The 15,025-nt window shown below is 69.0% G+C and carries 13 protein-coding genes; 8 read left to right on the forward strand and 5 right to left on the reverse strand.

From position 1 onward, the window contains the following. Window positions 1-25: 25 nt before the first annotated feature. The 3 genes from MFF40_RS21545 to dnaG all read right to left on the reverse strand — a co-directional run bounded on the left by MFF40_RS21545 (window position 26) and on the right by dnaG (window position 5,462). Window positions 26-1,285, reverse strand: coding sequence for an adenylate/guanylate cyclase domain-containing protein (locus tag MFF40_RS21545; RefSeq protein ID WP_147855244.1), 1,260 nt, complete (start codon window positions 1,283-1,285; stop codon window positions 26-28). A 77-nt stretch (window positions 1,286-1,362) separates the two neighbouring features. After that, entirely contained in the window at window positions 1,363-3,363 is a 2,001-nt protein-coding gene (gene rpoD / locus MFF40_RS21550) for an RNA polymerase sigma factor RpoD (RefSeq protein WP_147855245.1), read from the reverse strand. Between the two features lie 200 nt (window positions 3,364-3,563). After that, window positions 3,564-5,462: a DNA primase gene (dnaG, locus tag MFF40_RS21555; RefSeq protein WP_238262153.1), complete on the reverse strand. Its 1,899-nt coding sequence runs from the start codon at window positions 5,460-5,462 to the stop codon at window positions 3,564-3,566. A 209-nt stretch (window positions 5,463-5,671) separates the two neighbouring features. Here dnaG and MFF40_RS21560 point away from each other — a divergent pair, with 209 nt between their 5' ends. Continuing rightward, the gene (locus MFF40_RS21560) at window positions 5,672-5,929 is read left to right on the forward strand and encodes a BrnT family toxin (protein WP_238262155.1); all 258 of its coding nucleotides are present in this window, start codon (window positions 5,672-5,674) and stop codon (window positions 5,927-5,929) included. Further along, the gene (locus MFF40_RS21565) at window positions 5,913-6,227 is read left to right on the forward strand and encodes a BrnA antitoxin family protein (protein ID WP_238262157.1); all 315 of its coding nucleotides are present in this window, start codon (window positions 5,913-5,915) and stop codon (window positions 6,225-6,227) included. The genes MFF40_RS21560 and MFF40_RS21565 overlap by 17 nt, the downstream gene beginning before the upstream one ends. A 3-nt stretch (window positions 6,228-6,230) precedes the next feature. On the opposite strand, the gene MFF40_RS21570 is transcribed toward MFF40_RS21565, so the two are convergent. After that, window positions 6,231-6,692 (reverse strand): GatB/YqeY domain-containing protein, encoded by a 462-nt coding sequence (locus tag MFF40_RS21570; protein ID WP_147854239.1) that lies wholly within the window; start codon window positions 6,690-6,692, stop codon window positions 6,231-6,233. Window positions 6,693-6,884: 192 nt separating this feature from the next. Between MFF40_RS21570 and carA the strand changes: the two genes are divergently transcribed. Together carA and MFF40_RS21580 are read left to right on the forward strand one after the other, a co-directional pair. Further along, a complete protein-coding gene (carA, locus tag MFF40_RS21575) occupies window positions 6,885-8,117 on the forward strand; it encodes a glutamine-hydrolyzing carbamoyl-phosphate synthase small subunit (protein WP_147854240.1) in 1,233 nt (410 codons plus the stop codon). A gap of 121 nt (window positions 8,118-8,238) precedes the next feature. Next, a complete protein-coding gene (locus MFF40_RS21580; RefSeq protein WP_147854241.1) occupies window positions 8,239-8,616 on the forward strand; it encodes a hypothetical protein in 378 nt (125 codons plus the stop codon). A gap of 32 nt (window positions 8,617-8,648) precedes the next feature. Here MFF40_RS21580 and MFF40_RS21585 read toward each other — a convergent pair whose 3' ends face one another. After that, entirely contained in the window at window positions 8,649-9,083 is a 435-nt protein-coding gene (locus MFF40_RS21585; protein WP_147854242.1) for a pseudoazurin, read from the reverse strand. Window positions 9,084-9,386: 303 nt separating this feature from the next. Between MFF40_RS21585 and carB the strand changes: the two genes are divergently transcribed. The 4 genes from carB to MFF40_RS21605 all read left to right on the forward strand — a co-directional run bounded on the left by carB (window position 9,387) and on the right by MFF40_RS21605 (window position 15,019). Then, a complete protein-coding gene (gene carB / locus MFF40_RS21590; protein ID WP_238262160.1) occupies window positions 9,387-12,860 on the forward strand; it encodes a carbamoyl-phosphate synthase large subunit in 3,474 nt (1,157 codons plus the stop codon). A gap of 90 nt (window positions 12,861-12,950) precedes the next feature. Continuing rightward, window positions 12,951-13,427, forward strand: coding sequence for a transcription elongation factor GreA (gene greA, locus MFF40_RS21595; protein WP_187277678.1), 477 nt, complete (start codon window positions 12,951-12,953; stop codon window positions 13,425-13,427). Between the two features lie 5 nt (window positions 13,428-13,432). After that, entirely contained in the window at window positions 13,433-13,936 is a 504-nt protein-coding gene (locus MFF40_RS21600; RefSeq protein WP_147854245.1) for a hypothetical protein, read from the forward strand. Window positions 13,937-13,969: 33 nt separating this feature from the next. Then, window positions 13,970-15,019, forward strand: coding sequence for a mitochondrial fission ELM1 family protein (locus MFF40_RS21605; protein ID WP_238262162.1), 1,050 nt, complete (start codon window positions 13,970-13,972; stop codon window positions 15,017-15,019). Window positions 15,020-15,025: the final 6 nt, after the last annotated feature.

The raw sequence follows: 15,025 nt of genomic DNA on the forward strand, positions 1-15,025 counted from the left end.
GTCCTGTGAAATTTTGCGAAAACTCTCAGCTCGGCGCGCGCGGCCGCAAGAACTTCGGGCGGAACACCGCCATCGGCTCCCGGAAGCCGTCGAGAACGTGCTCGCCGAGCGGGATCGGATCGCCCCAGAGGAAGTCCACGAACGGCTTCGACATCAGCAGCGGCTCGCCGAGCTGGCGGTTCAGCCGGGCGATCCGGCTGGCGAGGTTCACGTCGCGGCCGATGACCGTGAAGTCGAGCCGGGAGCCCGAGCCGACATTGCCGTAGGCGGCCTCACCGTGGTGGAGCGCGATTCCCGCCGCCACCGGCACCGAGAACTGATGCAGGGCGTTGGCCTCGTCGAGGGCCGCCAGCGCGTTCTGGGCCGCAGTGAGCGCCCCCTTGGCGGCGCCGCCCAGGTCGTCTCCGGATTCCCGGAAGATCGCCAGCAAGCCATCGCCCAGATACTTCAGGACCTCGCCGCCTTCGCGCTCGATCGGCGGCACCAGGCAGTCGAAGAACACGTTGAGCAGCCCGACCGCCTCCTCGGGGGTCATGTCGGCCGAGGTGCGGGTGTAGTCGCGCATGTCGGCGAACAGGATCGCCGAGCGGATCCGCGTCACCTGTCCGCGGCGGATGTCGCCGGCCAGGATCGCCCGGTGCGGCTCGTCGCCGACATAGAGGCGCAGCACGTGGTCGAGCTGCTTGTTGAGGACGCGCATCTCGGCCACGGCCGCGAGCGCCGGCATGACGAAGCGGAGGATCGCGATGTCGTCCTCGCCGAACCCGTCGGGCGCCTTCGTGGCAAAGGTGATGCCGTTCTTGGTGCCGTTGGTGAAGAACAGCGGCGCCACGACGTAGTGGGTGTAGCCGCCGGCCTTCAGGTCCGGGATGATCGCGTAGGCGTCGTCCGGCGTCTCGGCAATGTCGAGGATCAGCCACTCGCCGGTCTCGTGGACCGTGTGGAACGGGCTGTTGAGATAGGCCTCCTGCGACCGGCCCCCATGCGGGAACAGCCGCACGCTGGTGCCGCCGTCCCGGGTCCAGACCCGGCCGACGCCGGCATATTCCGAGTGCAGGGTGTCGATCGCCGTGGAGGCCCGGTCCACCGGCACGCCGATGGCGATCAGCCGCTCGGCGAGGCCGGAGAGCATGTCCTCGGCCTTCTGCAGCCGCGCGCCCTCGCCCAGCAGCCAGTCGCGGATGCCCACCGAGGGCTGGAGCGCGCCGAAGGGCACGTCGTCGGCTTCGGAGCCGTCCGCGAAGGCCGTCGGCAATCCGGGCGTTGGCGGGCGGCGTTCGAGCATGGCGCCAAGGTGGGGACCGCGCAGCCGCCTGGCAACGCGGTCGGAGGAGAGGCGCCGCGGTAGGCCGCGACGGGGGCTCAGTTGTCCAGGAAGCTCCGGAGCTTCCGGCTACGCGACGGGTGCTTCAGCTTCCGCAGCGCCTTGGCCTCGATCTGCCGGATGCGCTCGCGGGTCACCGAGAACTGCTGGCCGACCTCCTCGAGGGTGTGGTCGGTGTTCATGCCGATGCCGAAGCGCATGCGCAACACGCGCTCCTCGCGCGGGGTCAACGACGCCAGCACCCGGGTCGTGGTCTCGCGCAGGTTCGACTGGATCGCCGCGTCGATCGGCAGGACGACGTTCTTGTCCTCGATGAAGTCGCCGAGGTGGCTGTCCTCCTCGTCGCCAATGGGCGTCTCGAGGGAGATCGGCTCCTTGGCGATCTTCAGGACTTTCCGCACCTTCTCCAGCGGCATCGCCAGCTTCTCGGCCAGCTCCTCCGGAGTCGGCTCGCGGCCGATCTCGTGCAGCATCTGGCGCGAGGTCCGGACGATCTTGTTGATCGTCTCGATCATGTGCACCGGGATGCGGATCGTGCGGGCCTGGTCGGCGATCGAGCGGGTGATCGCCTGCCGGATCCACCAGGTGGCGTAGGTCGAGAACTTGTAGCCGCGGCGGTACTCGAACTTGTCGACCGCCTTCATCAGGCCGATGTTGCCCTCCTGGATCAGGTCCAGGAACTGCAGGCCGCGGTTCGTGTACTTCTTGGCGATCGAGATCACGAGGCGCAGGTTCGCCTCGATCATCTCCTTCTTGGCCTGCCGGGCCTCGCGCTCGCCCTTCTGGACCATGTTGACGATGCGGCGGTACTCGCCGATCTCCAGGCCGGTCTCGGAGGCGAGGTCGAGGATCTGGGCGCGCAGCTCCGTCACCTGCTTCGAGCCGCGCTCGACCAGGTTCTTCCAGCCCTTGCCGCCCAGCGTGCCGACGCGCTCCATCCAGTTCGGATCGAGCTCGTAGCCCTGGTAGTGGCGCAGGAACTCGTCCCGGGCGACGCCGTGGCTCTCGGCGTAGCGCATCAGCCGGCCCTCGTGGCCGATCAGCTGCTTGTTGATCGAGTAGAGCTGGCCGACCAGGGCCTCGATGCGGTTGTTGTTGAGCGACAGCGACTTCACGTCGGCGACGACGCTGTCCTTCAGCTCGATCTGCTTCTGGTTCTGGGCCGGGCTGTTCTTCTCGCCGGCGGCCTTGCGGTCGGCGCCCTCGGTCTGGAACTTGCGCAACTTGCGGTAGTTCGCGGCGATCGCGTCGAAGGTCTCGAGGACCCGCGGCTTGATCTCCGCTTCCATGGCGGCGAGCGAGACGTTGTTCTCGAGGTCGTCCTCGTCGTCGCCGCCCTCCGGGGGCGCGGGCGGCTCGGCCTCCTCGGCGCTCTCCTCGCTCTCGCCCTCGGCGATCTGCGGCGCGTTCTTGCCGTCCGGGCCGGCGTAGGTCGCCTCGAGATCGATGATGTCGCGCAGGAGGACCTTGCCCTCCACGAGCTCGTCCCGCCAGATGATGATCGCCTGGAAGGTCAGCGGGCTCTCGCAGAGGCCCGCGATCATCGCCTCGCGGCCGGCCTCGATGCGCTTGGCGATCGCGATCTCGCCCTCGCGGGACAGGAGCTCCACCGAGCCCATCTCGCGCAGGTACATCCGCACCGGATCGTCGGTGCGGTCGGTCGGCTCCTTGGTGGTCGTGGCGACGGTGACGGCGCGCGTCGGCGCGACCTCGGCCACCTCGCCGCCCTCGGATTCCTCCTCCTCGCCGTCGGCACCGTTCGCCGTCTTCTCGGTGGTTGCGGCCTCGTCGGTCTCCTCGGCCTCGACCACGTTGATGCCCATCTCGGACAGCTGCGAGAGCACGTCCTCGAGCTGGTCAGGATCGGACTGGCCCTCGGGCAGGACCTCGTTGACCTCTTCGTAGGTCACGTAGCCGCGCTTCTTGGCGAGCTTGACCATCCGCTTGACCGAAGCATCCGTCAGGTCGAGGAGCGGCCCGTCGGTCTGCTGCTCGGGGGCAGCGTCCGTCTCGTCCCGTTCCGTTGCCTTCGTCGCCATGATCAGCCTATTGTTTCGGGTGCGGTGCGCTGCGGGGGCCTGACTAAGGCCGCTCCACGCCGTCGGCGCCGCGATACTTGCGAGTGGCCCCGGATTGCTCCGGACGCCTTGAGTCGTCGGGTTCCGTATGCAAGCCCGAGGCTTGACCGATTGTTAACTAACGCGGGGTTCGGCCCGTCGCCACCGCCATCGCACGGCCGTCATGCGGCGGTCGAGTCGTTCGACACCGGCTTGTCGGCTTCAGCCTCGGCGGCGATGACGGTCTCCAGCCTCGCCTTGACTTCGCAGAGCCATGCCCACCCGGCATCGGTCGGATCGTCCTCAAACGCCTGCCGTGCTTCGCGAAGTTCGCTATGTAGCGCGCCAGCCTGCCGGTGCAAGATCATCGCCTGTCTGAGAGCGTCCGCGCGCTGCTGCGGATCGGCGTGCGGGGACAGCGTAATCCGGTCCCGGGAGCGGGCCAGCGCCAGAATCCGCTCCGCCGCCTCTCCGAGGCCGGCCCGTGTGATGCGGCTTTGCAACAGGTCCGCGTTCGTTTGTCCATCCTCTGCGGCACAGGCGACCAGGACCGACAGGAGCGCCCGGGCGTCGGGGTGCTCGAAGTCGAGTTCCGAGACCTCGTCGCCGAACTCGCCGAGCATCTCGGGGTGGACCAGCAGCGTGCCGGCGATCACCGCCTCGCGCACCGGCGCCGCCCCGGAGAAGCCCGCCGAGGCGGTCATCGAGGCGCTGGGGCTGCCGGTGATCCGCGGCGAGACCGGCTCGCCCGGCCGGACGAAGCGGCGGCCCTGCCCCTTCGGGCCTGGCCCGGGCCCGCCGGAACGCGCGTTCCGGGGCGACAGGCTGCGCAGCCGCTCCTCGATGTCGTCGCGGTAGTAGCGCTTGACGGTCTCGTCGCGGATCGTGGCGACGGTGGCCCGCAGCGTCTGCGTCAGCCCGGCCCGGCGCTCGGGCGTATCGGCCGGCCCCGATTCGAGCGCGCGGCGCCAGAGCAGCTCGGACAGCGGCAGCGCGGCCTGCAGCACCTGGTCGATCGCCCCGGGACCGCCCGAGCGCAGCAGGTCGTCGGGATCCTGACCGCCCGGCAGCAGGGCGATCCGCAGCGAACGGCCGGGTTCCAGGGCCGGCAGGGCGATGTCGAGCGCCCGGAACGCCGCCCGCTGCCCGGCCTTGTCGCCGTCGAAGCACAGGATCGGCTCGTCGGCGTGGCGCCACAGCAGGGCCAGCTGCTCCTCGGTGAGCGCGGTGCCCAGCGGCGCCACGGTCTCGGGATGGCCGGCCAGCGTCATGGCGATGACGTCGACATAGCCCTCGACCGCGATGATCGAGCTGCGCTCGTGCGCCGCCTTGCGGGCACCGTGGAGGTTGTAGAGCGTCCGGCCCTTGTGGAAGAGCGGCGTCTCGGGCGAGTTCAGGTATTTGGCGCGCACCTCCTTGGAGAGTGCCCGCCCCCCGAAGGCGACCACCCGGCCGCGGGTATCGGTGATCGGGAACATCACCCGGTCGCGGAAATAATCGTACGGGACCGAGACATCCTCGCCGCCGGCGAGCAGGCCCAACTCGACCATCAGCGCCTTGTCGACCCCCTGCCCGGCCAGGTGGTCGCGGAGGGCGTAGCGTTCGTTCGGCGCGTAGCCGAGCCGGAAGGCTCGCTGCGTCTCGTCCTTGAGCCCCCGGCGTTCGAGATAGGCCCGCGCCTCGCTGCCCGGCCCGGCCCGCAGGCGGTCCTCGAACCACCGCGCGGCCATCTCCATGACCTCGATCGCCCCGGCGCGCTGCTTCTCGGCGACGCGGGTATCTTCCGTGGGCGCCGGCAGGCTCACGCCGGCCTCGCTCGCCAGCCGCTCCACGGCCTCGGGAAAGCTCAAGCCCTCCGTTTCCATCAGGAACGTGAAGATGTCGCCGTGCTTGGACGACGAGAAGCAATGATAGAACTGCTTCTGATCGTTGACGTAGAAGGACGGCGTCTTCTCGGCGTTGAACGGCGACAGGCCGCGCCACTCGCGGCCGGCCTTCTTCAACTGCACCCGCCGCCCGACAACGGCGGAGGCCGGCAGCCGGGCGCGGATCTCTTCCAGGATGTGGGGCGGATAGCGCACGGGGCCTGCGGATCGACTGCCTGACCGCCGAGTATAGCGCGCGGGGGCGGTCCGAGTCCCGCCCGGTCATTCGGCAGTTCGGCCGGGCGGGGATTGTGGGGAGAAATGTCGCCGCTCGATCATACCGATCTGCCTCAGTGGGATCGCTTCCCTCTGGCGGCAACGTATATACAATCGTATCGACGACGGTTCGATTCTGGGCTACGATGATGCCGAACGCCGGGTTCGCTCGGGACGAGCGCAAGCGAGTCGTGAACTTCGAAAAGCACGGCATCGATTTCCGCGATGCCGCCGGCATTTTCGACGGTCCGCATCTGACGGTCGAAACGATCCGGAACGGCGAAACGCGGAAGGTGAGCCTGGGTCGAGTCGCTCACTCGGTCATCGCGGTGGTTTGGACCGATCGGGCGGGCGTTGTGCGGTTCATCTCGGCAAGAGCTGCGAGGCGACATGAGAGACAAGCCTAAACGGCGCGCTTCGGACACTGATCGCTCGGCCGGCCAGACGGACTGGGACCGAATCGCTACCCTCGGCGACGCCGAGATCGCTGCCGCCGTGGCGGATGATCCCGATGCTGCGCCTCTCGACATCGACTGGTCGCGCGCCGAGGTCGTGATGCCGCCGCGCAAGGTTCCCGTCTCGATCCGGCTGGACACCGACGTGCTCGATTACTTCAAGCACGAGGGTGCCGGCTACCAGAGCCGGATCAACGCGGTGCTGCGCAGCTACATGGCCGCACGGATCGCCCGAGGGAGCGACGACTGAGCCTCAGCCCTTCGCTGCCAGCGCGGCCTTCACCAGCCCGCTCGCCTTGCCGAAATCCATCCGGCCCGCGAAGGTGCCCTTCAGGGCGGCGATGACCCGACCCATGTCCTTCTGGCCGGCAGCGCCGGTCTCGAGGATCGCGGCGTCGACCGCCGCCTTCATCTCGGCCTCGTCCATCTGCTTGGGCAGGAACGCCTCGATGATCGCGATCTCGGAGCGCTCGTTGGCGGCGAGTTCCGGACGTCCGCCCTGCTCGTAGACCGTAGCCGATTCGGTGCGCTGCTTGATCATCTTCTGGAGCAGCGACAGGATCTCCTCGTCGGAGGCGGGCTCCTTGCCGAGGCCGCGGGCCTCGATGTCCTTGTCCTTGAGGGCGGCCTGGATCATCCGCACGGTGGCGAGCTTGTCCTTGTCGCCGGCCTTCATGGCCTCCTTCATCTCGGTGGTGAGGCGGGCGCGCAGCATCTCGATGAACCTTTTGACGGGAGAAACGGGGGGCTGGCCTGCACTTTGCGGGTGTTGAGCCTCGTCGGCCGCACGGCCACATTGACCCCATCGCGGGCCGCTCGCTAAGAGCGCCGCACACGATCATGCCGCCAGCCGAGCGTACCGCATCGCGGTGCCTGCCTTCGGCCGGACATAAGCGAGACCGACCCGATGCTGCAAGACGCCGCCGCGCAGGCCTCCAAACCCGCCGCACCCGAGCCCTGGGCGGAGCCCGTCGCCACGGCCCTGCTGGTGCTGGCGGACGGGACCATCCTGGAGGGCTTCGGCATCGGCCGGACGGGAATCGCCGACGGCGAGGTCTGCTTCAACACGGCGATGACCGGGTACCAGGAGATCCTGACCGACCCGTCCTATGCCGGGCAGATCGTCACCTTCACGTTCCCGCATATCGGCAATGTCGGCACCAACGACGAGGATCTGGAAAGCCTCGAGGCGGCCCCGGCCTCGGGCGTGCGCGGCACCGTGATCGCCTCGGCGGTGACCAAGCCGTCGAGCTGGCGGTCGTCGTCGCATCTCGACGGCTGGCTCGACGCCCGCGGCATCGTCGGCATCACCGGAATCGACACCCGGGCGCTCACCGCCCGCATCCGCGACCATGGCATGCCCAACGCCGTGATCGCCAACGATCCCGAAGGCCGGTTCGACCGGGAGGCCCTGAAGGCGCGCGCCGCGGCGCTGGCGCCGATGGAGGGCTTGGACCTCGTGCCGCCGGTGACCAGCCGCGCGAACTCGGAATGGTCGGAGACCATCTGGGCGCTCGGCGACGGCTACGGCAAGCGCGCGCCCGGCGAGGGCCTGAAGGTGGTGGCGATCGATTACGGCGTGAAGCGCAACATCCTGCGGCTGCTGGCCCAGGCCGGCTGCGACGTCACCGTGGTGCCGGCCACCACCAGCGCCGAGGAGATTCTGGCGCTGAAGCCGGACGGTGTGTTCCTGTCCAACGGCCCCGGCGATCCGGCGGCGACCGGCGCCTACGCCGTGCCGGTGATCCGCAAGCTGCTGGACGAGAAGGTGCCGACCTTCGGCATCTGCCTGGGCCACCAGCTCATGGGCCTCGCGCTCGGCGGCCGGACGCTGAAGATGGGCCAGGGCCATCATGGGGCGAATCACCCGGTCAAGGACAAGACCACCGGCCGCGTCGAGATCGTCTCGATGAACCACGGCTTCGCGGTGGATCCCGCGAGCCTGCCGGCCAGCGCGGTCGAGACCCACGTCTCGCTGTTCGACGGCTCGAATTGCGGGCTCACCCTCACCGACCGGCCGGCCTTCTCGGTGCAGCACCACCCGGAGGCCTCGCCGGGCCCGCGCGACAGCCACTACCTGTTCGAGCGCTTCGTCGCGCTCATGCGCTCGGGCGCACCGGAGACGGCGAAGGACGCCTGACCGATCGGCGCCGGCGCGGTCCCATTCAGGCCGCGCCGGGGTCACAAAATCCGCGAATTCCGGCGGCCTATAGAACCCATCGACGGGCCGCACATGGCGGTTCCGTCAGGGGGATTGCCGGATGACCATCGACGAGGCGCGCGACGACTTCTCCCGCCTGCACCGGACGTTCACGTTCCATCTCGGTGTCGCGGCCGGCCTCGCCTGGGCGACCGCGCTCTACGCCGCCCTCTACGCCCCCTGGGTGCGCAACATCCGCGCCCTGATCGATCCGGCCGCCGGCCTCGACCGGGTCGAGAGCACGGTCTCCTACCTGTTCGCGATGCCGGCCGTCCTCGCCTTCGCCTGGGTGTCCTTGTATTTCGGCCGCGAGATGCTGCGCCGGGCGCAGACGCTCTCGAACGTCGCGCTCGAATTCGCCGCCGCCGCCCTGGTCGCCTTCGGGATTTTTTATCTGTCCATCGACCGGGCGCTCGCCGCGCTTCACGCCGGGTTCTGAGCGGGGGGCGGCGGACCGCCCCCGCCGGATCCCTACTGCACCTTCTCGAACAGCGGCTCGAAGCGCTTGGCGGCGAGCTTGCCGTGCTGGACCGCCTTGGCCGCCTCGAGGTTGTCCGGCTTGTCGCCGACCTCGATCAGGCCGACCATGCCCATGATGTAGTGCGGCGAGCACTTGAAGCCGTAGAGTCCGGGCTTGTCGAAGGTCACGGCCTCCTCCTTGCCGACCACGGTCTTGAAGGTCGGCGCGCCCTCGGGCGCCATGCCCTTGATGAGTTCGGCGTTGTGGCCCTTGTCGGCCGGCACGAACCGGACCGTGTCCCCGGGCTGAATCTTCACGAAGGCCGGATCGAAGACCATCATCCCGCCGGGGCCGTTGTTGAGCGTCTTGACGGAGACTTCCGCGGCCTGCGCGCCGGCTGCCGCGCCGAGCAGAAGCATCGCCGCGCTGAACGTTTCCCTGATCATCGTCAATCTCGAATTGTTATCGTTTCAATCGACGGACCCGTCGATCGGACGAGCTTTATGGAGCCGGAAACGACTCGGCAATGCCATTCGTCATCCAGCGAAGACTTCAGAATTATTTGAATCTGGCGTGAGACCCGGGGGCGGCGGCAACACCCCCCGCCATCGCCGAACGCGCACGGCCTTCCAATGCGCCGATCCGCCGTGTAAACGCGGCGCTCAACGACAATCCCGCCACGCGCGTCCGGGAGCAGGGCCGATCCGAGCCGTGCCCGATCGGGCGCGCTTGGCCTGAAAAGGCCGCCAATGCCCAAGCGCACCGACATCTCCTCGATCCTCATCGTCGGTGCGGGGCCGATCATCATCGGGCAGGCCTGCGAGTTCGATTATTCCGGGACCCAGGCCTGCAAGGCGCTCCGCGAGGAGGGCTACCGCATCGTCCTGGTGAATTCGAACCCCGCGACGATCATGACCGACCCGGACATGGCGGACGCGACCTATGTCGAGCCGATCACCCCGGAGATCGTCGCCAAGATCATCGAGAAGGAGCGCCCCGACGCGATCCTGCCGACCATGGGCGGCCAGACGGCGCTGAACTGCGCCCTGTCGCTGCAGAAGATGGGCGTGCTCGCCAAGTACGGCGTGCAGATGATCGGTGCCACCGCGGAGGCCATCGACAAGGCCGAGGACCGGAGCCTGTTCCGGGACGCCATGACCAAGATCGGGCTCGACACCCCGAAGTCGGCGCTCGCCAACGCCTCCGCGGCCAAGAAGGCCGACCGGGAGAAGTTTCTGGCCGAGATCGCTAAGATCGAGGCCGCCAACGCCGACCCGGAGGCGCGCGCCGGGGCGATCACGGCCTTCGAGCGCAAGTGGCAGTCCGGCGAGTCCGAGCGGCGCAAGCGCTACAGCGAGCACGCCCTCGGGCAGGCCCTGATCGCGCTGGCCGAGGTCGGCCTGCCGGCGATCATCCGCCCGTCCTTCACCATGGGCGGCACCGGCGGCGGTATCGCGTACAACCGCGAGGAATTCCTCGACATCGTCGAGCGCGGCATCGACGCCTCGCCGACCAACGAGGTCCTGATTGAGGAGAGCGTGCTCGGCTGGAAGGAGTACGAGATGGAGGTCGTCCGCGATAAGGCGGACAATTGCATCATCGTCTGCTCCATTGAGAATATCGACCCGATGGGCGTGCATACCGGCGATTCGATCACCGTCGCCCCGGCCCTGACGCTGACCGACAAGGAATACCAGGTGATGCGCGACGCATCCCTGGCGGTCTTGCGCGAGATCGGCGTCGAGACCGGCGGCTCCAACGTGCAGTTCGCGATCAACCCCGAGAACGGGCGGATGATCGTGATCGAGATGAACCCGCGCGTCTCGCGCTCCTCGGCGCTCGCCTCGAAGGCCACCGGCTTCCCGATCGCCAAGGTCGCGGCCAAGCTGGCGGTGGGCTACACCCTCGACGAGATCGCCAACGACATCACCGGCGGCGCGACCCCGGCCTCGTTCGAGCCGACGATCGACTATGTCGTCACCAAGATCCCGCGCTTCGCCTTCGAGAAATTCCCGGGCGCCGAGCCGACGCTGACCACCGCGATGAAGTCGGTGGGCGAGGCGATGGCGATCGGCCGCTGCTTCGCGGAATCGCTGCAGAAGGCTCTGCGCTCGCTGGAGACCGGGCTCACCGGCCTCGACGAGATCGAGATCGAGGGCCTGGGCCGCGGCGACGACCACAACGCCATCAAGGCGGCGCTCGGCGTGCCGACGCCGGACCGGCTGCTCAAGATCGCCCAGGCCCTGCGGCTGGGCGTCAGCCACGCGGAGGTCCACGCCTCCTGCAAGGTCGATCCGTGGTTCCTGGAGCAGATCCAGGCGATCGTCGATCTGGAGAACCGGGTGAAGGCCCACGGCCTGCCCGGCACCCCCGGGGCGTTCCGCCAGCTCAAGGCCGCCGGCTTCTCGGATTCCCGCCTCGCCGTGCTGGCGAAGATGGAGGAGGCCGAGGTCCGGGCCAAGCGTCGGGCGCTCGGCATCCGTCCGGTGTTCAAGCGCATCGACACCTGCGCGGCCGAGTTCAAGGCGCCGACCGCCTACATGTACTCGACCTACGTCGCCCCCTTCGCCGGCACGGTGGTGGACGAGGCGCAGCCGACCGACGCCAAGAAGATCATCATCCTGGGCGGCGGACCGAACCGGATCGGCCAGGGCATCGAGTTCGACTATTGCTGCTGCCACGCCTGCTACGCGCTGTCGGAGGCCGGCTACGAGACCATCATGGTCAACTGCAACCCGGAGACGGTCTCGACCGACTACGATACCTCGGACCGGCTGTACTTCGAGCCGCTGACCGCCGAGGACGTGCTGGAGATCATCGAGACCGAGCGGCAGGCCGGCACACTGCACGGCGTCATCGTGCAGTTCGGCGGCCAGACCCCGCTGAAGCTCGCCCGCGCCCTGGAGGCTGCCGGCGTGCCGATCCTCGGCACGTCGCCGGACGCGATCGACCTCGCCGAGGACCGCGACCAGTTCAAGCGCCTCCTCGACAAGCTCGGGATGAAGCAGCCGAAGAACGGCATCGCCTACTCGGTGGAGCAGAGCCGGATCATCGCCTCCGAGCTCGGCCTGCCCTTCGTGGTGCGCCCGAGCTACGTGCTGGGCGGCCGGGCCATGGCGATCATCCGCGACGAGAGCCAGTTCGCCGACTACCTGCTCGGCACGCTCCCGAGCCTGATCCCGTCCGACGTCGTCGCCCGCTATCCGAACGACAAGACCGGGCAGATCAACACGGTGCTGGGCAAGAACCCGCTGCTGTTCGACCGCTACCTGTCGGACGCGGTGGAGATCGACGTGGACGCGGTCTGCGACGGGCAGGACGTGTTCATCGCCGGCATCATGGAGCACATCGAGGAGGCCGGCATCCATTCCGGCGATTCCGCCTGCTCCCTGCCGTCGCGCTCGCTCTCCCCGGAGACCATCGCCGAGCTGGAGCGCCAGACCACCGCGATGGCGCTGGCGCTGAAGGTCGGCGGCCTGATGAACGTGCAGTACGCGATCAAGGACGGCGACATCTACGTGCTGGAGGTGAACCCGCGGGCCTCCCGCACCGTACCATTCGTCGCCAAGGTGATCGGCGAGCCGATCGCCAAGATCGCCGCTCGGGTGATGGCCGGCGAGAAGCTCGCGAGCTTCGGCCTCAAGCGCAAGGAGCTGGCCCACATCGCCGTGAAGGAGGCGGTGTTCCCGTTCGCGCGCTTCCCCGGCGTCGACGTCCTGCTCGGACCGGAGATGCGCTCCACCGGCGAGGTGATCGGCCTCGATGCCAGCTTCGGCGTGGCCTTCGCCAAGAGCCAGCTCGGCTCGGGGACGCAGGTGCCGCGCTCCGGCACGGTGTTCGTGTCGGTGCGCGACGCCGACAAGGCCCGGATCCTGCCCAGCGTGAAGCTGCTGTCCGAGCTCGGCTTCTCGATCCTGGCCACCGGCGGGACGCAGAAATACCTGGTCGAGAACGGCGTGCCGGCCGAGCGCGTGAACAAGGTCCTGGAGGGCCGGCCGCACGTGGTCGACTCGATCAAGAACGGTGACATCCAGCTCGTGCTGAACACGACGGAGGGCGCGGGCGCGCTTTCCGACTCGCGCTCGCTCCGGCGCGCGGCCCTCTTGCATAAGGTGCCGTATTACACCACTCTAGCCGGCGCGATGGCGGCGGCCGAAGGGATCAAGGCCTATCTAGAAGGCGATCTCCAGGTTCGTGCCCTGCAAGATTACTTTGCGGCCTGAGCCTCAGGGTCTAGCTGACTTAACTTCGTGGCCCGGGGAGAGTGCTTCACTCTCGGCCGGGCCTCTTCATTGTGGCGCGAGACGATGACGATAGACAAGGTTCCGATCACGGTGCGCGGTTTCGCGGCTCTCGAGGAGGAGCTGAAGCACCGCCAGCAGGTGGAGCGCCAGCGCATCGTCGCGGCGATCGCCGAGGCCCGCGCGCACGGAGACCTGTCCGAGAACGCCGAGTATCACGCCGCCAAGGAGGCGCAGTCCCACAACGAGGGGCGCGTGATGGAACTCGAGAGCATGATCGCGCGCGCCGAGATCATCGACGTCTCGAAGCTGTCGGGCGACAAGATCAAGTTCGGCGCCACCGTGAAGCTCGTCGACGAGGACACGGAGGAGGAGAAGACCTACCAGATCGTGGGCGAGCCCGAGGCCGACGTGCATGCGGGCCGGGTCTCGATCACGTCGCCGATCGCCCGCGCGCTGATCGGCAAGGGTGTCGGCGACACGGTCGAGGTGACGACGCCGGGCGGCGGCAAGTCCTACGAGGTCGTCGGCGTCCAGTTCGGCGGCTGAGCGCGATGCGTGCGCATGTCCGGGGCTGGCTCGCCGGCCTCCTCCTGCTGTGCGGGCTGGTGCCGGCCTCGGCGGCCGGCGACTTTCCGCCGACCGCGACCTTCTCCGACGTCCGGGTCGACGTGCGGCCCCTGCGGGACAAGGGCGCCGGCCTCCAGGCCGACGCGCTCGCGGCCGACCTGAACGCGGCCCTGCGCAAGACGTTCGCCGGGCGGATCGGTGGTGGCGGACCGCGTCTGGTGGTGGTGGTGACGGCGCTGTCGCTGCGCCCCTATGTCGGCGGCGGCGCCCTGCGCGGCCGGGGCGGCAATTTCGAGACCGACTACCTGGAGGGCGAGGCGCTTCTCGTCGGCCGCAACGGGCAGGTGCTCGGGCGTCACCCGCAGATGACCGCGACCCCGTCGAGCTACGGCGGCGCGTGGTACGCCCCGGATTTCGAGGCCCGGCGGCTGGCGGCGATCGCCGACATCTACGCCCAGTGGCTCGCCCGCGACCTGCCGCGGAATTAGCCCCGGCCCGGCCTGCGGTGTAAGGCGTTTCCGATGAGAAGCATCGACGTGCCGGAGGCGGCGCCCGCCCCGCCGGCTCAGACATCCGTGCGGCGCGAGCCCCCTCCCGAACTGTCCCACGCCCGGGCCTGGATCATCACCGACGGCAAGGCCGGCGACGAGAACCAGTGCGTCGGCATCGCCGAGACCCTCGGGGTCCCGTTCGAGATCCGCCAGGTCCCGGCCGCCGGCCCGTTCGGATGGGTCGCCCCGTGGGGGCCGATCGACCCGCGCGAGAGCCCGCGCCGCCGCAACGGCGCCCTGTCCGGGCCCTACCCCGACCTGCTGATCGCCTCGGGCCGCCGGGCGGTGCCGTATCTCCGGGCGCTGCGGCGCGCCACCGACGGGCGGACCTTCACGGCCTTCCTCAAGGATCCGCGGACCGGCGCGGACAGCGCCGACTTCATCTGGGTGCCGGATTACGACGACCTGCGCGGCCCCAACGTCTTCACGACCCTGACCGCGCCGCACCTGGTCACCGCCGCCCGGCTGGAGGCGGCCCGGGCCAACCCGGATCCGCGGCTCGCGAACCTCGACGGCCCGCGCGTGGCGGTGCTGGTGGGCGGCGACAGCCGGCACCTGAGCTACCGCAAGACCGACATGCAGCGCCTCGTGGGCGAGTTGCGTAGCCTGATCGACCAGGGCTGCCGGCTGATGGTGACGATCTCCCGGCGCACGCCCAACCCGCTGCGCGACGCGGTCAAGTCGCTCACGGCCGAGACCGGAGGCTTCCTCTGGGACGGGACCGGCGACAACCCCTACGTCGCCATGCTGGCGCTCGCCGAAGCGATCGTGGTCACGTCCGATTCGGCCAACATGGTCAGCGAGGCGGTGGCGACCGGCGCGCCCGTTCTGCTGTTCGACCTGCCGCGTACCTATATCCGGCATCGGCGGATGTTCGCCGGCCTGGCGATCGCCGGGGCGCTGCGGCCGTTCACCGGTCGCTTAGTCGATCTGCCGTACAAGCCGATCGACGCGACCCCGGTGATAGCCGAGGCGCTCGCCAAGGCTTACGCTGCGCACCGCGCGACCGGACTGACCTGAAGGGAC

It is taken from the genome of Methylobacterium mesophilicum (assembly GCF_022179445.1).
Lineage (GTDB): Bacteria > Pseudomonadota > Alphaproteobacteria > Rhizobiales > Beijerinckiaceae > Methylobacterium > Methylobacterium mesophilicum.

What these genes read in the sequence shown, in the direction of transcription:
- MFF40_RS21570 (WP_147854239.1), bottom strand. Translation starts at nt 6,692, where the DNA reads ATGCTGCGCGCCCGCCTCACCACCGAGATGAAGGAGGCCATGAAGGCC.
- carA (WP_147854240.1), top strand. Translation starts at nt 6,885, where the DNA reads ATGCTGCAAGACGCCGCCGCGCAGGCCTCCAAACCCGCCGCACCCGAG.
- rpoD (WP_147855245.1), bottom strand. Translation starts at nt 3,363, where the DNA reads ATGGCGACGAAGGCAACGGAACGGGACGAGACGGACGCTGCCCCCGAG.
- MFF40_RS21560 (WP_238262155.1), top strand. Translation starts at nt 5,672, where the DNA reads ATGCCGAACGCCGGGTTCGCTCGGGACGAGCGCAAGCGAGTCGTGAAC.
- MFF40_RS21605 (WP_238262162.1), top strand. Translation starts at nt 13,970, where the DNA reads ATGAGAAGCATCGACGTGCCGGAGGCGGCGCCCGCCCCGCCGGCTCAG.
- MFF40_RS21600 (WP_147854245.1), top strand. Translation starts at nt 13,433, where the DNA reads ATGCGTGCGCATGTCCGGGGCTGGCTCGCCGGCCTCCTCCTGCTGTGC.
- carB (WP_238262160.1), top strand. Translation starts at nt 9,387, where the DNA reads ATGCCCAAGCGCACCGACATCTCCTCGATCCTCATCGTCGGTGCGGGG.
- MFF40_RS21580 (WP_147854241.1), top strand. Translation starts at nt 8,239, where the DNA reads ATGACCATCGACGAGGCGCGCGACGACTTCTCCCGCCTGCACCGGACG.
- MFF40_RS21565 (WP_238262157.1), top strand. Translation starts at nt 5,913, where the DNA reads ATGAGAGACAAGCCTAAACGGCGCGCTTCGGACACTGATCGCTCGGCC.
- MFF40_RS21545 (WP_147855244.1), bottom strand. Translation starts at nt 1,285, where the DNA reads ATGCTCGAACGCCGCCCGCCAACGCCCGGATTGCCGACGGCCTTCGCG.
- MFF40_RS21585 (WP_147854242.1), bottom strand. Translation starts at nt 9,083, where the DNA reads ATGATCAGGGAAACGTTCAGCGCGGCGATGCTTCTGCTCGGCGCGGCA.